The following is a 17471-nucleotide window of genomic DNA, read 5'->3' on the forward strand; positions in this document are numbered from 1 at the left end:
AAAGCAATTCGCCGATGCGATCCTGAGATTCTTCCGCGAAACCATCCCCAAAGAGTGGAAAACATTCCGAGATCAGGTCTCAGACAACTTCAGGGTCATAACACACGAAAAATTTCGGGTTTTGGGGTGAGTGCGGTATACATTTCAGGAGAGTTGGCTGATTGGCTGGAAGATCAGCAAATGGATCACGTGCGTGGCGCGCCATATCATCCGCAAACCCAAGGCAAGATCGAGCGCTGGCATCAGACCCTCAAGAACCGCATCTTGTTGGAAAACTACTATCTGCCTGGCGATCTCACGCAGCAGATTGACGCCTTCGTCGAGCATTACAATCACCGTCGCTATCACGAGAGCCTGCAAAACCTCACGCCCGCTGACGTCTACTTCGGACGAGGCCAGACCATTCTGAGACAACGAGAAAGGATCAAACAAAAGACAATCGAAACGCGGCGCTTGCTTCACCGCAAATCCGCCGCATAATCATGCGAACCGGATGAGCCAGATCCTCTCTTAGGTCAGACTGCCAACTGGCCCAAAACTCCTGACGACGGACAACATAACTGAAGTACCCGACATCAAAGCCATAGCGAATGGGGTTTCCGGGAACGGTGGCGGCACTAATCCGGATGAGATTGAGCCTCCAGCTGGCGATTATTTCTCTGTTGTAGGTTCCTTCCGAACCAGCAAAGGGGCCTTCAAACACTTGTTAGATTTAAATTCACGAGATGATCAGGTGAAGTTGGACGTATACTTGCCTTATATCGGCAGCCCTTACTGGGTAGTGGCTAGTATCGCCAACACCAGCCTCGATCATGCGCAAAAGCATGCTGCTTTTGCGAGGGAAACAGGGCTACAGCACGATGCGTATGCGCTCAGGATGCCGAACGCATTGCAGTAGCAGCGCAGTTTCAGCAATGAATTGCGGTTAGGACACAAACCACTGTTTTTGACCGCCCCAATTTTCGGAGTGCAGCCATTGGCGCACCCGCAGTGAAAGGGCGCTTTGTCCGCTTCTTCCCAATTTGAGAACGGCATATCGAGTGGCTGCTAAATCGTGCGTTCTTATTGTGTTCCCGATAACGTCCAAATATGCAGCTTCGGGCCAGTTGTGCCTATTCTGCACTCAGCCGGAATCGACCCCAACCAGCGCCAGACCAACCAATCAACAGACTTTTTCAACACTACCCGGACCAAGTGAGCTTTCGCTGCGCCTGTGGTTCTGATGCTGGGATCAATTCACAAACGCTAACGTCTGCACGATGCAACTCGGGAAATCTGCGGCAATGACACTCATTGGTAAGCGGGCTGCAAGCACCCGGATCAGTCGATCCTGCGTTGTCACGATGTCGGGACGGTGCTGTTGCATCGCATGCCAATCGGCATCTTCGATAGCGCGGGCGCGAGCGCGCTGAACGGCGGCGCGCAGTGCGTCCACCGGGTCGACGGAAGGTGGGATCGTCTGTGCGTTCTTTGGCAACAGTTGCACCATTCGCGTGATATTGCAGCCGGGGTAGGGACCGCCGGGGCATTGCGCGGCCTGCCAGCGCACCGCGCCGTTCGGCAAGCCAAGATCCGAGCGCGGCAGTGTGTGCCCTACCGCATCCACCGGCCATTTGGACAAGACAGCCCGTGTGCCACCCGACACCGATGCCTGCGCCGTGATCAGAGCCAGATCACCCGCCAACCCTCCAAACCCGTGTTCGGTCAGCGCCAGCGCCAATCGCGTTTTGCCCGCATTGTAATCCCCAAGGATCACAAGCGCCTCAACACCACGCGCGACAACAACCCCATGCAGCATCACCGTATCATCGCGCAACGACTCGAGCGTCAAGGCGGCGTTGACGGCGCGACGCAGGGCGCGGGGTGCACCAGGCGCAGGCCGTGCGATAGTGCTGCTGCCCAACTGTATCCCAGTACTCCGTTCCAATCGGGCAGATGTCCGGGCGGGCGCGGTTTCAAATCGCAACCCAGGCACACGCTGGTGTAATTCGTGCCGCTCCGCTGCGCTGAGTGGCGGGGCTGGAATGACCCCCACTAGGTTGCCGACGGAAAAGTATGTTGGCTGATCGACCATTTCTTCCCCAGCCTAGCGCGTGACTGAAATCAGCATGGCGTCAATCTCGTCCAGCTGCGCCAACATCCGGTTTACGCTCAGATGCCGATCTGCCCAGAACCGATCCAGGTCATCCTGCAACGGCGCGGGTGCGATGTAATGTTGCTTGATCCCGTATAGGCTTTTCAGCAACTGGATCAGCGCCACGCGCCCGCAAAACAGGATATCTTCGCGTGCCAGTCCGACATCAGCGTCCAGATAACCCTTAATCACGCATTTCGCAGGCGTTAGCCAATCGCCACCGGCGGCGATAAGGTCGGGGTTGAAAGCAATGCGCCCTAGCTCCCATGACACCAAAAATGGCTCGGGAGGGCGAAAGTCGAGCACGGCGCAAACGCGGTCCTGTTCGAACAAGAGGTTGAGCGTCGTGTAATCGCCATGCACTAACTGCGAAGATAGCGCCGGCAGGCTTTGCATGAGGCCAGGCAGCCGTTCCAATTGCGCCCGGCGTTCCGCAAGCGCGCGGACTGCTACATGATCAAAATCTGTGCCACCAATCTTGCCGATCCGGGACTGAACGGCCGCCTCGATGCGGTCGATCTGATCGTGAATAGTGGCCGGACGTGTTGCGAGAAAACGGTCTGTCTTGTCGGCGCACGCGCGGCTGTTGGCCTGGCCGTGCAACGCTTTGTGCAATTGCCCGAGAACATTGCCGATGTCGTGCAATGCCGATGGGCCAAGCCCTTGGGTGCGCATCTGCCCGTCCACCCAGTACCAGACCGAGATCGCGGTATCCTCATTTTGTACAACAAACCGCCCGGTGCCAAAACATACTGGCCGTGCCGTCGCGATCCCTGCCTGCCGCGCGCGCTCACTCAGCGCGATGGCAGCGTTCTCGGCGACCAGATCGGCTCCCGGAAAATAACTTTTGACGAAAAATCGCCCAGTGCGGGTGTCGACCCGGTAATTAACCGTGCCCTGGCCATGGGGGATCCGCTCGACCTGAAAGGGAGAGATACCGCCGGCATCGCTCAACAGGGCAAGAACGGCGGCCTCATCGGGCGCGCGAGGGATGTGATCTGTTTGGGTCATGGGGGCTTTCCAATCAGGCAAAATGTATCACCGCTAAGAGGCTCTGCCAATGTGCGCGTGCGTTGGCATAGGCCCTCGCGCTGTGCACAATCGTTCGGTGCAGGCCGGTGAACTCGAACCCCACCGGCACCGGCAGGCCGGACTGTTTCTGGGAAAAAATGATCTGCGCGATCATGTTGGTGGCGTTCTGGTCCAGCCCGTCGCCCGGATCACACAGATGCACCATACCAACATGTTCGCGCATCTCGGCAAGGCTGGCCGCCACCGGGGAGGTACCATGGCGCGCCATCGCTTGGGCGATTTGATCACTGTCGAGCAGCACCCGCAGTTCTGGCCAGGCCGCACATAAACGCCATGGCGCGGCCCGGTTGGGGTGAAACCAATCCGGATCATGCAATTCCAACAACAGGCCGCGCCTTGGCCAAAATGCAATCCGCTCTTGCAAACACTCGATCTCGGCGGGTTGCGGCACATACCGGCCCAACAGTCGGATCGGGCACTGCGGCACATCGCTGAGCAGCGCATCCAGCGCAAGGATGCTGTCGCGGGCCTCGTCGTGGCGTTCCGGCGCAAAGATATCGCCCAGATCGACGTCACTCGCAATCATCCGCAAGGGCGCTTTTCTATGCAGGCGACGCAGTAGCGCACGGCTCTCTGCCACTGGTCGGTCAAGCAGGCCAAAGCCTCGTATGCCAGCCCGCAGATCAAGCGCTGGCACGTCATTTTCGTGCAAGAAGCGCTCAAGCGTACGGGGCGCAACGGGCCGCAGCCCGATGCTGTAAAACCCGAGCGCTTGCGGCATCGCCGAAAAGGGGACCTGATCGGTCATGTTGCTGTCCAATCCAGGCACAAGAACGGCGGTAAATCCTCCCGCATCATTATCCCTCGGTATAGCGTGGGCGCTTGCTCGCCTGGCAAGACACGGCACCAAGTAGCCAAAAGATCATGCCAGTCCTGCGCCTTGTGCCAGGCTAATACCGTGTCAAACATCGCCCTGTATTCCGATGGCGGCGGGCCCAGCTCGTGCAATCCAAAAACACGCAACCCACGACGGTGCAGTTCCAGCGCATCAACCCGGGCATCCGGCGCAGGAGTACCCAACAGACCCAGCCAACCGCCGCGTTCGGTTGCCGCCACGGCCCGGTCCGGTGCGCCGGTACAATCAATCACGCAAGGCGAAGGATGCATGTCGTCGGGCGGGACAAGTGTCACCGCGCCCAAGGTGAGCAAAACGCTATCGGCACGTGCCGTCACAACGATGATTTGGTCAAGACCGCGCCGCATAAGCTCTAGAACACAGCCCACGGCCACGGGCCCCGACCCGAGCACCACGGCCTCATGCGCGGCGTTAAAGCCCGCTTGCTGTAATGTCGTAGCCGCCATCAGTTGAAACCGCGCCGCAGCAATCATGTGCAGAGGTGCGCCCTCCGGGACGTTTAGCCACCGGGACCGACCTGTTGGAAAGGTCGCGCCATGGGGCACGGGATCAAGACGGGCCCGCCCATCCGGACCACGCCGCAGTGTCATATAGCCGGGTGTGTGCAGCCCGCTCTCGGGGGTGCCTTTTAAAATGCGCAGTTCTGTTCCTGGGCTAATGATGCTGGCAATCGCCTGGCAGGTTACAGGTCCGCGCGGCGGGCCCGTAACCGTAACCGCGCCATTTTCGAAACGCACGCGGCCTTGGCACTCTTCTCGCAGGCTCATGTCGCCACCCCCAACATCTCTGGCAGACGTGCGACCCCATCGGAAATGCCGATACAGCGCCGCAGTTGTGGCTTTGACGTTGGTGCAACCCAGATTGCAGCCATGCCCGCCCGCAAAGCGCCCAACACGTCGCGCCGAAAGGAATCGCCAACAAATACTGTGGGCGCAGCCAGCGCGGCCTGCTGCACGGCATCGAAAAAGGCGAGTTCTGGCTTGGCGCTGCCAACCGCACTAGACACGACAATGTCTGAAAACAACGGCGCGATTCCCAGCCGTTCAAGCGCCTCGCCACGCGCCTCGGCGCTGCGCCGCGTATTGCTCGCAAGAACCAGTCGGAAACCTGCACTGGACAAAGCACCCAACGCCCCTGCTACCCCGGGCAAGAGCCGCTCGGCCGATTGTGTGTCCCAAGCCCGCGCGAGACAGGCAGAAATCTGCAGGGTGCTCATTGTGTTCGGCCCGGCGGCCTCGGCAACCACCCGCACCAACGACTTGTCCCCGCTACCGGTGCGGTAGATCTCGGCTGCGCGCTCCATTCCGCGCGCCAGTCTTGTACCAAAATCCCGAGGCAAAGTGCTATTCACCTCCTGAGCACAGATCTCCGCGATCAGACAGGGGGGCGGTGCGGGCGTGGAATGCACCAGCGTGCCGCCGTAATCAAAGGCGATGCTGCGCGCCTCTGTGATTGCAGGTATGAATGCACGCCTATCCAACAAGGTGCTGCCATAGGTTGTCGAAATGTTCGGTCAGATCGAAGGGCATCTGCATCCGGCTGACCTCGGCCTGGATACTCTTGATCAGACTGTCGTGCTCGACAGCGCTAGGTGTACCGCGATAAAATCCAACCAGATCAGTGAAATGCCGCCGGTCCCGTCCATGCGACAGATCTTCCGTATGCAACCCGCCCAGGGTCCAAGGCGACAGCTCCGGGTAGCCCGCATGGGCCTCTATCCGCGCTATGCGCAACGGCGCCTTGCGCATAGTCACGTAGTCGATCCCGAGAAGCGGGGCAATTTCGTCGTGATCAAAGGCAAACCGGTCGCCACGCGGATGCCCATGGCTCTGCGCCAATCCACGCCTGAGCCTTGGCTCAATATCCTTGGTGTGCGCCGCGCCAAGAGTCTGTTCTAGAACCTTGCGCCGCACAGCCAAACGCCCAGGCCAGCCCAGCACTTTACATTCCCCGTCATCTGTGGGGCGAATCAGTACCATGTCATCGGCAAAGAATCCGCCTGCGCGCTGCGCTGCAAGGTAAGAGAGCGTCGATTTGCCCGCGCCGCGCTGACCGATGCAGACAACAATCCGCCCGCCTGCCGGAAAGGCGCAGGCATGTAACGGCTGCCAGCCGGTATGAACGAGATAGGCCGCGTGGATATTGCGCACCATCCGGCTCAGCCAGCGGCTCTGGGCCTTGTCCTCACGCAAAAGAATACGGCGACGGCGCAGGTCCACATGCATGAATGCGCGCGCGCCGGCACGTTCGTCTTCAAGCCAGAGCACACATTCCTCCGCGCTCAGCGTCTCGAACGTCCAGCAAAACGGCTCGGATGAACCGGGGCGGAACACGCCCAACGACCTATTCGCATCAGGCCATTGCGACTCGAGTGGGCCGAGGCTGCTTTCGATGGTCCAGTCCTCCTGCCAATCCAAAGGAGCATCCGAGGGCAAACGAGTGAAAGGTGGCGGCAGATTGAGCACTGAGGCCTCCAGTGGACGGGTGTCGCTTTCGATCCGGATTACGGGGGCCTCCACCCCAGCAAGCCCAATCAGCCAAGCGGCGGGCTGGTCAGCCAGTTTACGCTGCGGGGCGAGAGTTGTGGTGGCAGGCATCTGTGACATTTATTCCGCGCTCCAGCACACGTTGTGAAGCGTGTCGTGCGCCCCTGCGCGTAATGCGCCCGCAATTTCCGAGATTCGTTGCAGTGACCGAGTGTCCGGCACCGGCATGTCGTCAGTGCTTGCCAACCTGTCGATTGCGGATTTCAGTGCATTGTGCATTGGCGATTCCGCGAAAATATGGTCGCTGATCACCACACCCTCGCGGGTCGCAATGATCCGGTGATGATTGCGTGGCAATTGCCAGCCCTCCTGCGCCGTGACCGGATCAAGATAGAGCGTCACCTCGACCGCTCCGCGGCGCAAAATGCAAACCCTCTCGCGTGCATCGAGGCCGCGTAACCCCTTGCGCCAGGGCCCGATCGCGTCGGGATCAGCCGGCACTGGCCCCAGCTGCGCATTGTCCAGCGGGCGCAGGATGTCTGAGCTCAGCGAAATTTTCATGTCTGTGACGCCACGTTGTAGAAACGTTGTTTCATGCACAGCGGAATTGATCAGATGGGGATGCTGTTTGACCGTAAATTCCGAGCGCCTCACCCCCTGGGCGCGGTAGTTGTCAAAATCCGGCCCGAGAATCCGTTCGAGAATGGTGAGCATGTGCAGCCATTCGTATCCCAGCACCCCATAGGAATGGTCGATGAAACGGCCGGTATCGATCTGATCTCTCCGGTCCTTATGGAAGCGGATCTCGATCTGATCGGCCCCGCGGTCGCCAAAATACGCCTCGGCGATCTCTCGAAATCGATCAATCACAGCGAAATGACGATACTGGTCGACGATCACGACACGCGCCTGCGGATGCGAGTCAAGTAGTTCACGAAACAGTTCGATCTCATGGGCCTGGCAGGCCGGCTTTTCCAACAGGATACGAGCTGTTGGCGCCACCTGAAGGATTTGACTCACCGAGTTGAGATGCTCATGGGTGGGGCAACTGACGGTCCAGATCTTCACCATATCGCCAAGGCTGGCCACCAGCTCGGGGATATTTTCGACCTGATAGGTATCGGGCAGATTCTGAAACCTTGGATCCACGATACAGACGTTTGCCCCGAATTCCTTGAGGATGCGCGCGTGCAACCGTCCCGCAACACCATAGCCCACCACAGCAACATTCGCCCCATGCAAGGCCGAAACGAATGTCTCTTGCGGCGATGCATCCGGCGCGGGCAAGCCGCCGGAGCGCGATAGGTAGCGGTCGTAATAGGCTTCGAACAATCCGGACCGCGTGATGACCTCGTTGACCGGCGCGATATGCACACCAGGATCAAATCTTTCGAAACTGGTGCAAAGCTCGGCCGTGGCAAGCAAGGCGCCGGCCTTGAAAATGTCGTAGCATTCATTGGGAATGCTGAATCCCTCGAACAGGTTGAGCGACCGCCCATCGCCGAGCAGGGTAACTGTTCGCGTCTCGTCCAGTTGATAGAGCAGACCCGTGAAAGGTAACTCGCGCACCTTGCGCATATGGCTCACCCGGCGCAGCACGCTGAAATCGCGCGTCGCGAACGGCGCCAGGAATACGCCGTCGGGTAGAGCGTCAAGATCAGCCTCGGTCAGCGCCATATCACCCGAAGTGCCACAGATCAAAAAACTCTTGCTGTCGCGCAAGGCAGCCCGGGCGCTGCGATAGGTGGTATAGCCCGCCTCTGCCGCGATGATCAGGCGCAGCATATCCGGGTCAACGACGCTCACATGTGCCCCCGCATCACGCAGTCGTTGCGCTAGCCGCTCGCCCAGCATGCCGTAACCCAGCAACAGCACCGCGCGCCCGCGCAGCTTATAGCCGGGGAGTATCTCACGAATTCGGCCTATACAGGCGTCGGCAATCTCGTGATATCCCAATTGATGCTTGAGATCGGATTGCGCCAAGTTGAACACTGGCAAGTTGATTTCACCGAGTGCGGCGATCCGCTTGAGGCCTGCCACCGTTAGCTCTACCGCAGCGTCAATGCGCAGCCCGGCATCTGCGCGCTTGGCAAACCATCCGATCAGCCCGCCGTCGTCGATCACCATGACCCGGCGCCCCTTGGCATGCGCCTGCCGGATAAAGGCCTCTATCCGCGCCTCGGCCTGTGCCAGAAGCGTCGGATCGCCGCCTGTACCGTCAATCACAGAATTGTCCAGAACACCGGTTTCCACGCCCTGGCGCTCGATCGTCGCCTGCACCCGATGGCGATTCTGCGTGCGATCACCCTTGGCCAGCACCAATAACTGATCAGGCGGCAGATCACATCGTAGCAGCGTCAACGCCAGCCCCAGTGTATCCTCAAGAAAATGATCGCGGAAAATGATCGACCAGCCCTCGAACGCGCCGCGCAAATTCCCGGCAAATTGCTGCAATAACGGCAGAGATCGCAGGATTTCGTTCAGCTCATCGGCACTGTAACTTTCGATCAGGCGCGACAACTGGGTGACGAACTGCGCCGCGCCGCTGTCTAGCTTCGCACGCTGCCCGGCCACGAAAATCTCGCAATACCGCGCCTCCTGCGCAAGGTGGCGCTGCATCATCCGTGCAGGCAGGGGCGTTTCGCGCCAAGCAAGCGCCAGCGGTGTGCGGTTGTCGCGGAGCAGTTCGGCTCGCCCCGCCCCGGTCTGACGTAGCTCAAGATCAAGCACCGCCGCGGCGGTGCTCATCATTGGCATTACCATGTCCGGATCTATGTTGCCGTGCAGTGAAAACCACTCAGCATCTCCAACGGAATGTTGCGTTTGCTGCTCCTGCTTCATGACTTCAGCCCTTCTGCACCCGGCGCGGACAATTCCGGCGCGCAATAGGCGGCCAAGAAATGGTGCATCACGCCATCCACCGCCGCATCGCGTACATGACGGCCATCAGGTAGGAACATTTTTGGCTGGTTGGGGCCGTTGAAATATTCAAAGCTTGGAAAGTAGTGGCAGTACGGATCGCCAAGAGCTTCAAGGCATTCGTGCAGTCCGCTTAACAGCCGCGCTTTCGACAGGGCGTTTGATACCCGCGGATCACGCGGTTGCAAGCTTGTCTTTAGCGGAACTGGTGAGACAGTAAACAAAATCGCAGTCTCAGCCGATTTGGCACTGCGGATCGTGGCGATGATCCCGCCTATCAGCGATACCACTTCCGATGTCGGCAGCACTCGGCTGCGAAAGTCATGCGTGCCTACAAGCCCACGCACCGGCACGCGGTTGACGATAGACCACTGCTCGCCAATCCGCTCCTCACAGATCTCGCTTAGCCCCAACGTCACGATAAAAACATCGGCTAGAGCAAAGCGAGTCTTGTTACGCGCAACAATTTTGTCTTGCATCTCCCGAATTTCGGTTTCGTCGGATGACCAGACCTTGTTGCGATAGGGGTCCACAAAACGACGCTGGCCGCGTCGTTCAAGCGTCCAAAGATGCCCGCTCATCTGTTCTCCTGCGGCTAGCCGCATCTCGCGAAGAATCGTCCCAGGATTGTAATGCAGGCCAAGCGCGTCGCTGAATTCACATTTCACACCGCGCTTTGACAGATGAGCCGCCACACTTCGAGCAAAGCAGCTACCTATGGTAAAAACATGCGACCGCGGCGTGATTAGAGGGCGGGCATCTGGCAGGTCCCAATCTGCTTCATGATTACTGATCCATCCGCGCCCAGTGAACTCTACAAGCCGCGTGCGTGATCCATCTGAGGGTGGCGAGTCGTGCTCAATCAGGTTTCTATGTGTCAATGGGTAAAGTCCTTACTTCGCGCGCAAACCATGTCATTCTCGAACAGGGTAATAAAAAATCATGGCTCAAAACTTCCAGATCCATGGCAAGGATAATTTCTTTGTGAAGCTATTCACTATCATCGACAAAATTTTTAACAACCCAAAACAATACAATAAAGAAAAAATTCTTCCCTAAGGTGATTTTTGAGTTGAACAAAGAAGCCAATGACCCTTACTGATTTGGTTGTGGCGACTACGGTCGTCGACAACCGGTACACATGTCAAACAAAGGAGACTTAGACATGACTAAGGAAAACAAGAAAGTCGCTGAGCAACCCGCCATTCGTGAGCTGACCAAAGAGGAGATGTTGATGGTTTCCGGCGGCCGCGGCTCGTCGTCAACAGGCGGTACAGGCGGCGGCTGCGGCGTGTGCTAAGCAGCGTGGCGCCCCCCCTGGCCGTGGCTGGGGGGGGCTAATCAAAATATTTTTTGCGGTTGTCTGGTCTTTGAACTTTGATGTCACGCAGCTGACAAAACAAAAGAGTATGACTTTAGATGGCTGAAATAGAAACGAAATTTCAAGGCGGTCAGGCACATTATTTGTTTCGGCAGTCTGCACTTGTTGCGGTGAATGAAGCGACGTTCCTACAAAGAGCGGTCCGTAAACGATCCGCGTCGGGTTCTCTTGTCTCCGTGTTCTCCGTTCTGGTCTTCGCCGCAGTCGTGGTACTGTTTCTTGTGCCCATCGAAAAGCGTGTTCTGATTGAAGGTACGCTGAGTGTAGAAGGTGACAGCGTGCATTTTGAAGTCTCACCACAGATTGCGCGCCATGCCGAACGTCGCGGCGATGTCACTGTCCGGTCGGGTGCAACATTGCTTGCAGCCCTACAAGAGCCGAATTTATCTGCCAGTGTTGAGAGTGTGGATTGGCGCGGAGATAGGCCGCGCTTAGTTTTAAACCCATCGGCGAATAACTTCCAATCAGGCGGGAATTATATTGTAGGTGAAAAGTTGCTTATTTCTCTAGAAAGGCTGAGACTTTTGGACATTCTGATCGGTGCTAATTCGTGAATATCTTTTCAAGGGATATCCTGCAGGAAGATCGCGCCGATTGTGGCATTGCCAGTTTGGCAATCGTTTCGGCTCTGCAGGGCAAGTCTGTAGACCTTGCCATTCTGAAGGCTCGATTTCCGACGCCAGCGGACGGCACGAACCTTCTTGACCTGCTCATGATTTCACGTGAACTCGGGCTCTGTGGCCGAGCAGTTCGCGTGGATCTTGATGATCTGTCCAAGCTTAAACTGCCTGCGATTCTGCATTTCGGGATGTATCATTTCGTTGTTTTGACACACGTAAATGGTAAGAGCTTTCACGTGCGCGACCCCGCCGTTGGCCGCTATGTGCTAGGGAGGGCCGAGATGTCAGCGCGCTTTACCGGTGTCGCACTGGAATTCGACGCGCGCGTGGCCAGTCCTGATCTGGGTCGCCTCGACAAGCTATCGCTGCTGTCCATCCTAACCTCGATTCCCGGAGCGTGGCGACAGATGGCGCTGATCGCGGTGGTAGCGCTTGGCGGACAGCTGGGGTTGTTCCTGTTTCCTCTGTTCATCAAGTTCGTGATGGAATTTGTCCTCTGGCCGCGCAACGCCACGATGCTGCTGCCTGCGTTGGGGGTCGCGGCTTTGGCGGTAGCCTGCGTGGCACTCTTCAAATCCATGAGACGCACACTCACCGACCGGTTAGTCAGCGATGTTGACTATGTCTTGTCCCGCTATCTCAACCGGTTGCTCCTACGGCTGGATTTTCGCTTCTTTCAGCGCAAGTCCACCGGCACGATCACCCAGTATTTTGCCGCACTACGCGCAGTGCGAGGACTGGTATCGGACGGCTGCATTGATGCGGTGGTCGAACTTTCCACCCTGTCGGTCTTGGTGGTACTGTGCTCTGTGCTCAATCCGATGGTGGGCGCGAGCCTCCTGACACTTGTGGTGCTTTACATGGTGAGCATACTAACGCTTCTGCGCCGCAGGCAGCGCCCGCTACGTCAATCTTTGCTAATCAACGCCAACGAAGGCACGACCCTGCGGGAAAACCTGCGAAACATCCAGCTTATCAAAACCAGCGGGCTCGAAGCTGTGCGCGACATGATTTGGCAGATCAGTTACGAACGAGCCTCAGACAGTACCTCAGCCTTGCGCAGACTCGACGGGGCTGCCGATACGCTGGGTGAGGTCCTGCTCTCGGTCACCCGCTTCTCCATGGTTGGGTTAGGCTGCGTCGCCTATCTTCAGGGTGCCGTCACCATAAGTGGTTTTTTTGGGCTAACCTTTTATCTATTGCTGGTCACAGTGATGCTGGCGGGTTTCACTCAAAAGGTTGGGCGGCTTTGGGATATCGGGCTCTACCTGCGCGATCTCAGCGCGCTAGCGCTTGAACCGCAGGACCCGTTGTCGGATTTTGACGATACCCGTCAGGGTCAAAACGCCATTCCCGTGACGCATCGGCCGACCACGGACGCTCCCGTGCTACGCCTCAATGACGTGGGTTTTCGCTACGAGGCCGATCAGAAACGAGTTTTGAAACGGGTCGAAATTACGCTATATCAGTCTGAAATTGTTGTGATTACCGGCCCATCGGGTACTGGGAAAAGCACGCTGCTCAAGCTGATCTTGGGGCTCTACAGCCCTGAACGCGGCACGATCGACTGGTATGATCAGCCTTTGCAAAGCTATTCGCGCCGCACCCTCACGCGCCGTGTCAGCACAGTTATGCAGGAAGACCAGCTCTTCAGCGGCACCTTGCTGCAAAACATCACCGGTTTCGCCTCGCATCCCAACATGGTCCGCGTCCGTGAGGTCTGCGACCAGGCCTGCGCCACCGGGTTCATCAGTAAGACGCGCGGTGGACTCTACACGCCTGTATCAGGCAACGGCAATACCCTGTCGGCGGGCGAACGCCAGCGACTCTTTCTGGCCCGTGCTCTTTACCAGGGTGCCGATGTGCTGGTGCTGGACGAGTTCACAGGCAATCTCGACGAGACCACCGAAGAAAAGATCTTCGACAATCTCCGCGCCTTGAACAAATCCATCCTGATGACCGCCCACCGCGCGACGACCATCGCTCAGGCCAACCGTCACTATCGGGTTGATCCCGGCCTGCGATCTCTTGTGCAAGAGACCCCATGATGCTACCCATTTGCCCACCCTACCAAATCCCACTCGAGACCGTTCTCACCTGCGGGGTGTTTCGATATTTTCCTCCGATGGAGGCGCTTGGCGACGATGGTCGTCCGCTTCTTGAAGGGCGGTCGTTGCGATGGCAGCTCGAGACGAAGAACTACCGCACCTGCCGTTACCCTGGTCAGCGTCGAAGCCATGAACGGCCCATGAATGTGGGCGCGTTGCAACAATTCATGGCTAGCCGTCACCAGGTACTGTCTTATCTCAGAGGGCTGTCCCATGCGGTTGCCGCGTGCTTTGGCCCGATGGATCCGCTGCATCTGACGCTTCGGGTCAGTCATGCAGCCTATCACGCGCCCAAACCAATCATGCTTGCCACGGCCACAGCAAAGCCACCCAACAGGGTGGAAGCCACAGCGGCCAAGCTTGGCCATGGCGTTTACGAAGGCTGCCTTGGCGCGGTGATGCAGGCCCGGCTTGTGCCCGCTGATGCCACTCCCGCTGCAATTGCCGATCATGCCGAAGCCTCGGGCCAGCTAATTGGCCGCAAAGAGGTCTGCGCCGGGCCACGCCATCTGATGATCGAAGTGATCAGCGCCATGCAAGCCGGCCATGATGGCTCACCTTCGCCCCATGACACATCCTACACCGCCAGCGTGACACTAGCCCAACACATCTGGCTGGCAGAAACGCTTGCACATGGCAACGCCTATGCCGCGCTGGCACAACGCGCGAGAGAGACAGAGGATAGGAGCTTTGATACTCTGCTTGCGCAGGCCCGTATCACCTTTCCAAACGCGCTCGAGAGTGTTCGCGCGGTGGCTGATGCCCGTGCGCCGTGCGACGGGTTCATTCGCGCCTACACTCAAAAGGCGGCGCACTATCAGAATATCCGAGGTGTCTTATTGCCGGCTCTGGACATGGCGCAACATGTCCTATGCTTGCCCCCGGACAGCCCAGATCTCGAAGCGGCGGGAGGTATGTTGCGGCGCATGTCGCTGCCCGCATTTGCCTCATTGGATGAAGCCATCGTAGCTACCGGACTTGCTCCAACTGGTGTGGTTGCGATGACACCGTCACTGCTCGATGCCTTTTTTGGCAGCTATGAGACGCCAGACAGCGCCACAGCGCGACCCCAACAGGAGGTCATGACATGACTCAATCGCAGCTGCCGGAAACAGATGTAACGCCCGACACGGTGCCCTATACGGCGCTCGCAGCCTACCTGCGCGAAATCTTCGGCGCACAGCTTCTCGCAGGCGCGGTTACCGGCTCCCGGGCGTGTGGCTGGGCCACAACGCATTCTGACTATGATCTGATCGCCATTATTAGCCCGGATTCGGATGTCGAAACACCGTTACGCCGCTACCAGGCCGGGGTGTTCCAAGGTGTGCCCACCGAAACCCTCGTGGTCACAATTGACGAGGCGCGCCGCATCTGCGACCTGCGTGCCGCCCCGCGATTTTGGTTCACCAAGGGCGACGACATTCTGCGAATGGAGAAGTTCACCTCTGCGAAAGTGCTAATCGGTGCGCCGCTCTGGTCAACGCTACTGGCTGCTTGCAGCCCGGCCGACTATGCCGCCAAACGAGCGGATCGCCATTGGCGCATCGCAGCCAAGTTCTTTGACGACCTCTGTGGCGCGCTGGATAAGGGAGACGCTGATCTAGCCGTGGATGCCTGCCGCGCAATGCTGCGTGAAGAGGTCGAGGCACTACTCTGCCGCACCGGAGATACAAATGGTCGGCGCAAATGGATGGCCCGCCGCATCGCCAGAGCCACCGGGATTTCAACAGAGATCAAGACTGATTTTAGGCGCTTTCATTATCTTTTCGACCTTTCTGGCGAGACTGATCTTCTGCCTTGGGTACAGAGCGCCATCGGGTTCCATCACGCGCTGCAATCCGCCGTTTTGAGTTCATCCAAGAATGACGTGAATAGGACCGGCCACGGCGGCACGGTGTCTGTGCCCACGGATCTGCACCTGGCAGGCCCGCTCTTTCTGTGGCAGATCGACCGGCGCTGGTTGGTGAAATCCGACAACGGTGAGCTGGCCCTGCCAGAGCCACATGTCACGCTGCTTTTATCAGTGATGGGTGGGCAGGGACGCATCCAAAGCTCGAGTGCAACTCTCGCGCAGGATCTTATCGAGGCTAGGCTTCTGCGCACCACACAAAGCGCCGCGCGCTCAATTGTTGAGCCGATGACGTCCTAGACGTCTATGAACATTCACCGTGAGTTGATGATACCGGAACATAGATTGGTGCATTGCGACATAGGGTGCGTAGGTTTCATCGGAATGCATTGCCATGCATTTGAACTCTTTCACACGATATGGAGACCATTCGCTGCGCGCTGCTTAAACTGGGAAGATGCAGGACATTGTTTTCGTTAAACTTCTGTACTTGAAAGGCCGCTTTGCGAATGGTGCGAGAGTGGCAATATGTCTCAAAGTCGATGCGCTGTCGGTCACCTCGCGCAAAACGGCATGGCCGTTGGAAACTTGTTTTTACAAAACTGAAACCTGTTTGTCGCACAGGCTTTGAACATGTCGTTTGTCCGCTGCTCGTCTCAAATGCCATTTCGGGGTCCATTAGGAGTAGAAAATGTCTCAAATTAACTATGATGACCTGTCGTTCGATGACGAAGACGAGATGAAATTCCCGCGCAGCGATGTGCAAGATTTTGACCTGGTAGTTGAACGGGCAGTATCGCGTCGGGGCTTTCTCGGGGGTGCGCTTGCGTTTGGGTCCGGTGCGGCGGTCATGGGGGCCGGTTTTCTGAACGGAACCTTCGCAAGCGTTCAGCAGGCATCCCGCTTTGCGTTTGATCAGATTGCACCGCAAACGGACGGCACCGTCCATGTGCCACCAGGCTACATTTGGGACGTGTTGGTCCGTTGGGGTGATCCGCTATTCAGCGACGCACCTGCGTTTGATGCAAGCGCGGGTATCCCAACCAATGGCTCTGACCGTGTCTTTGGCGAAAATACCGATGGTATGGAATTGTTTCACAAGCGTGGAACCGAACTTCTTCTGGTGAATTCAGAACACGTCAACGGCAAGATCAACCTGCCAGCCGAACAGAAAGGCAAACCCATCTCCGCTGATGATGTGACCCGCCTGCAGAACTTCCAGGGTGTCACCGTGATGGAAGTTGCAGAAGGCGAGAACGGTTGGGATGTGGTTGTCGACAGCCACTATAATCGCCGCATTCACCACCGCACTCCGATGATCATCGATGGCCCAGCAGCGGGTCACGACCTTTTGAAGACAGATGCCGATCCAACTGGGACGCAATCACTTGGCACCTTCAACAATTGCGGATCAGGTCGCACGCCGTGGGGCACATATCTGACCTGTGAAGAGAATTTCAACGGTTACTTTGGCACTACCGAAGAGGTTGTTCTGGATGAGATTCATGCGGCCGGGTTCAAGCGCTATGGCGTGTCGACCAAAGTGGACCCGGGCCGCTATAATTACCATGGGTTCGATACACGCTTTGACATCACCAAGAACCCCAATGAGCCGCACCGGGCGGGTTATATCGTGGAGATTGATCCGTGGAACCCAGATGCGACGCCTGTCAAACATACGGCACTTGGCCGGTTTAAGCATGAAAACGCAGCTTGTGTACTGGCGCCAAACGGTCAGGTTGTTGTTTATATGGGCGACGATGAGCGTGGCGAGTACATGTACAAATGGGTGAGCCGAGATATCTATGCTCCCGGTGGGGATACCTCAACATTTCTGAGTGAAGGCCAGCTCTTAGTGGCCAAGTTTAACGATGACGGGACGGGCATCCCAAGTTCGACAGTTAATCGCGTAAGTATTTGATATTTTTCACCCGGAAGTGGCGTTTGTGTGACGACAACAGGCTGTCAGGCCGGTTTTGGCAGGTTCAGGGTTGCGAAGAGGTCGAGTTGCTCCGGAGTGATTTTG

At 57.7% G+C, this 17471-nt stretch carries 15 protein-coding genes; 7 read left to right on the plus strand and 8 right to left on the minus strand.

Annotated elements, in window-relative coordinates:
- Window positions 1-480 (plus strand): integrase core domain-containing protein (locus Q0C28_RS16810; protein WP_293577515.1); only part of this gene is annotated, 480 nt, incomplete at its 5' end.
- A gap of 751 nt (window positions 481-1231) precedes the next feature.
- Here the strand turns inward: Q0C28_RS16810 and Q0C28_RS16815 are convergent.
- From Q0C28_RS16815 to Q0C28_RS16850, 8 genes are all read right to left on the minus strand, one after another.
- Window positions 1232-1903, minus strand: a complete 672-nt coding sequence (locus tag Q0C28_RS16815; protein WP_293577517.1) for a hypothetical protein — start codon at window positions 1901-1903, stop codon at window positions 1232-1234.
- Window positions 1904-2086: 183 nt separating this feature from the next.
- Entirely contained in the window at window positions 2087-3145 is a 1059-nt protein-coding gene (locus tag Q0C28_RS16820) for a phosphotransferase (protein ID WP_293577519.1), read from the minus strand.
- Window positions 3146-3158: 13 nt separating this feature from the next.
- A complete protein-coding gene (locus Q0C28_RS16825; RefSeq protein WP_293577521.1) occupies window positions 3159-3974 on the minus strand; it encodes a hypothetical protein in 816 nt (271 codons plus the stop codon).
- Entirely contained in the window at window positions 3971-4849 is an 879-nt protein-coding gene (locus Q0C28_RS16830) for a hypothetical protein (RefSeq protein WP_293577522.1), read from the minus strand. The genes Q0C28_RS16825 and Q0C28_RS16830 overlap by 4 nt, the downstream gene beginning before the upstream one ends.
- Window positions 4846-5565 carry an HAD family hydrolase gene (locus Q0C28_RS16835; RefSeq protein ID WP_366934249.1) on the minus strand — a complete coding sequence of 240 codons (720 nt, stop codon included), beginning with the start codon at window positions 5563-5565 and terminating at the stop codon, window positions 4846-4848. Before Q0C28_RS16835 ends, Q0C28_RS16830 begins: the two co-directional genes overlap by 4 nt.
- The gene (locus Q0C28_RS16840) at window positions 5555-6688 is read right to left on the minus strand and encodes a hypothetical protein (protein WP_293577524.1); all 1134 of its coding nucleotides are present in this window, start codon (window positions 6686-6688) and stop codon (window positions 5555-5557) included. The genes Q0C28_RS16835 and Q0C28_RS16840 overlap by 11 nt, the downstream gene beginning before the upstream one ends.
- Window positions 6689-9409 (minus strand): NAD(P)-dependent oxidoreductase, encoded by a 2721-nt coding sequence (locus Q0C28_RS16845; protein ID WP_293577525.1) that lies wholly within the window; start codon window positions 9407-9409, stop codon window positions 6689-6691.
- The gene (locus Q0C28_RS16850; RefSeq protein WP_293577526.1) at window positions 9406-10368 is read right to left on the minus strand and encodes a GSCFA domain-containing protein; all 963 of its coding nucleotides are present in this window, start codon (window positions 10366-10368) and stop codon (window positions 9406-9408) included. The genes Q0C28_RS16845 and Q0C28_RS16850 overlap by 4 nt, the downstream gene beginning before the upstream one ends.
- 284 nt (window positions 10369-10652) lie before the next feature.
- Here Q0C28_RS16850 and Q0C28_RS16855 point away from each other — a divergent pair, with 284 nt between their 5' ends.
- From Q0C28_RS16855 to Q0C28_RS16880, 6 genes are all read left to right on the plus strand, one after another.
- On the plus strand, window positions 10653-10787 hold the full coding sequence (locus Q0C28_RS16855; protein WP_293577528.1) for a hypothetical protein: 135 nt from the start codon (window positions 10653-10655) through the stop codon (window positions 10785-10787).
- 119 nt (window positions 10788-10906) lie between these two features.
- On the plus strand, window positions 10907-11422 hold the full coding sequence (locus Q0C28_RS16860) for a hypothetical protein (protein WP_293577529.1): 516 nt from the start codon (window positions 10907-10909) through the stop codon (window positions 11420-11422).
- Complete coding sequence (locus tag Q0C28_RS16865) at window positions 11419-13536, plus strand: ATP-binding cassette domain-containing protein (RefSeq protein ID WP_293577531.1); 2118 nt, start codon at window positions 11419-11421, stop codon at window positions 13534-13536. Before Q0C28_RS16860 ends, Q0C28_RS16865 begins: the two co-directional genes overlap by 4 nt.
- Window positions 13533-14687, plus strand: a complete 1155-nt coding sequence (locus Q0C28_RS16870) for a hypothetical protein (protein WP_293577532.1) — start codon at window positions 13533-13535, stop codon at window positions 14685-14687. Before Q0C28_RS16865 ends, Q0C28_RS16870 begins: the two co-directional genes overlap by 4 nt.
- A complete protein-coding gene (locus Q0C28_RS16875) occupies window positions 14684-15745 on the plus strand; it encodes a hypothetical protein (RefSeq protein WP_293577534.1) in 1062 nt (353 codons plus the stop codon). The genes Q0C28_RS16870 and Q0C28_RS16875 overlap by 4 nt, the downstream gene beginning before the upstream one ends.
- Before the next feature lie 391 nt (window positions 15746-16136).
- Window positions 16137-17366, plus strand: a complete 1230-nt coding sequence (locus Q0C28_RS16880; protein WP_366934250.1) for an alkaline phosphatase PhoX — start codon at window positions 16137-16139, stop codon at window positions 17364-17366.
- The last annotated feature ends 105 nt before the right edge of the window (window positions 17367-17471 follow it).

It is taken from the genome of Phaeobacter sp. (assembly GCF_022825805.1).
Classification (GTDB): Bacteria; Pseudomonadota; Alphaproteobacteria; order Rhodobacterales; family Rhodobacteraceae; genus Phaeobacter.

What these genes read in the sequence shown, in the direction of transcription:
- Q0C28_RS16820 (WP_293577519.1), bottom strand. Translation starts at nt 3,145, where the DNA reads ATGACCCAAACAGATCACATCCCTCGCGCGCCCGATGAGGCCGCCGTT.
- Q0C28_RS16825 (WP_293577521.1), bottom strand. Translation starts at nt 3,974, where the DNA reads ATGACCGATCAGGTCCCCTTTTCGGCGATGCCGCAAGCGCTCGGGTTT.
- Q0C28_RS16830 (WP_293577522.1), bottom strand. Translation starts at nt 4,849, where the DNA reads ATGAGCCTGCGAGAAGAGTGCCAAGGCCGCGTGCGTTTCGAAAATGGC.
- Q0C28_RS16840 (WP_293577524.1), bottom strand. Translation starts at nt 6,688, where the DNA reads ATGTCACAGATGCCTGCCACCACAACTCTCGCCCCGCAGCGTAAACTG.
- Q0C28_RS16845 (WP_293577525.1), bottom strand. Translation starts at nt 9,409, where the DNA reads ATGAAGCAGGAGCAGCAAACGCAACATTCCGTTGGAGATGCTGAGTGG.
- Q0C28_RS16855 (WP_293577528.1), top strand. Translation starts at nt 10,653, where the DNA reads ATGACTAAGGAAAACAAGAAAGTCGCTGAGCAACCCGCCATTCGTGAG.
- Q0C28_RS16860 (WP_293577529.1), top strand. Translation starts at nt 10,907, where the DNA reads ATGGCTGAAATAGAAACGAAATTTCAAGGCGGTCAGGCACATTATTTG.
- Q0C28_RS16870 (WP_293577532.1), top strand. Translation starts at nt 13,533, where the DNA reads ATGATGCTACCCATTTGCCCACCCTACCAAATCCCACTCGAGACCGTT.
- Q0C28_RS16875 (WP_293577534.1), top strand. Translation starts at nt 14,684, where the DNA reads ATGACTCAATCGCAGCTGCCGGAAACAGATGTAACGCCCGACACGGTG.
- Q0C28_RS16880 (WP_366934250.1), top strand. Translation starts at nt 16,137, where the DNA reads ATGTCTCAAATTAACTATGATGACCTGTCGTTCGATGACGAAGACGAG.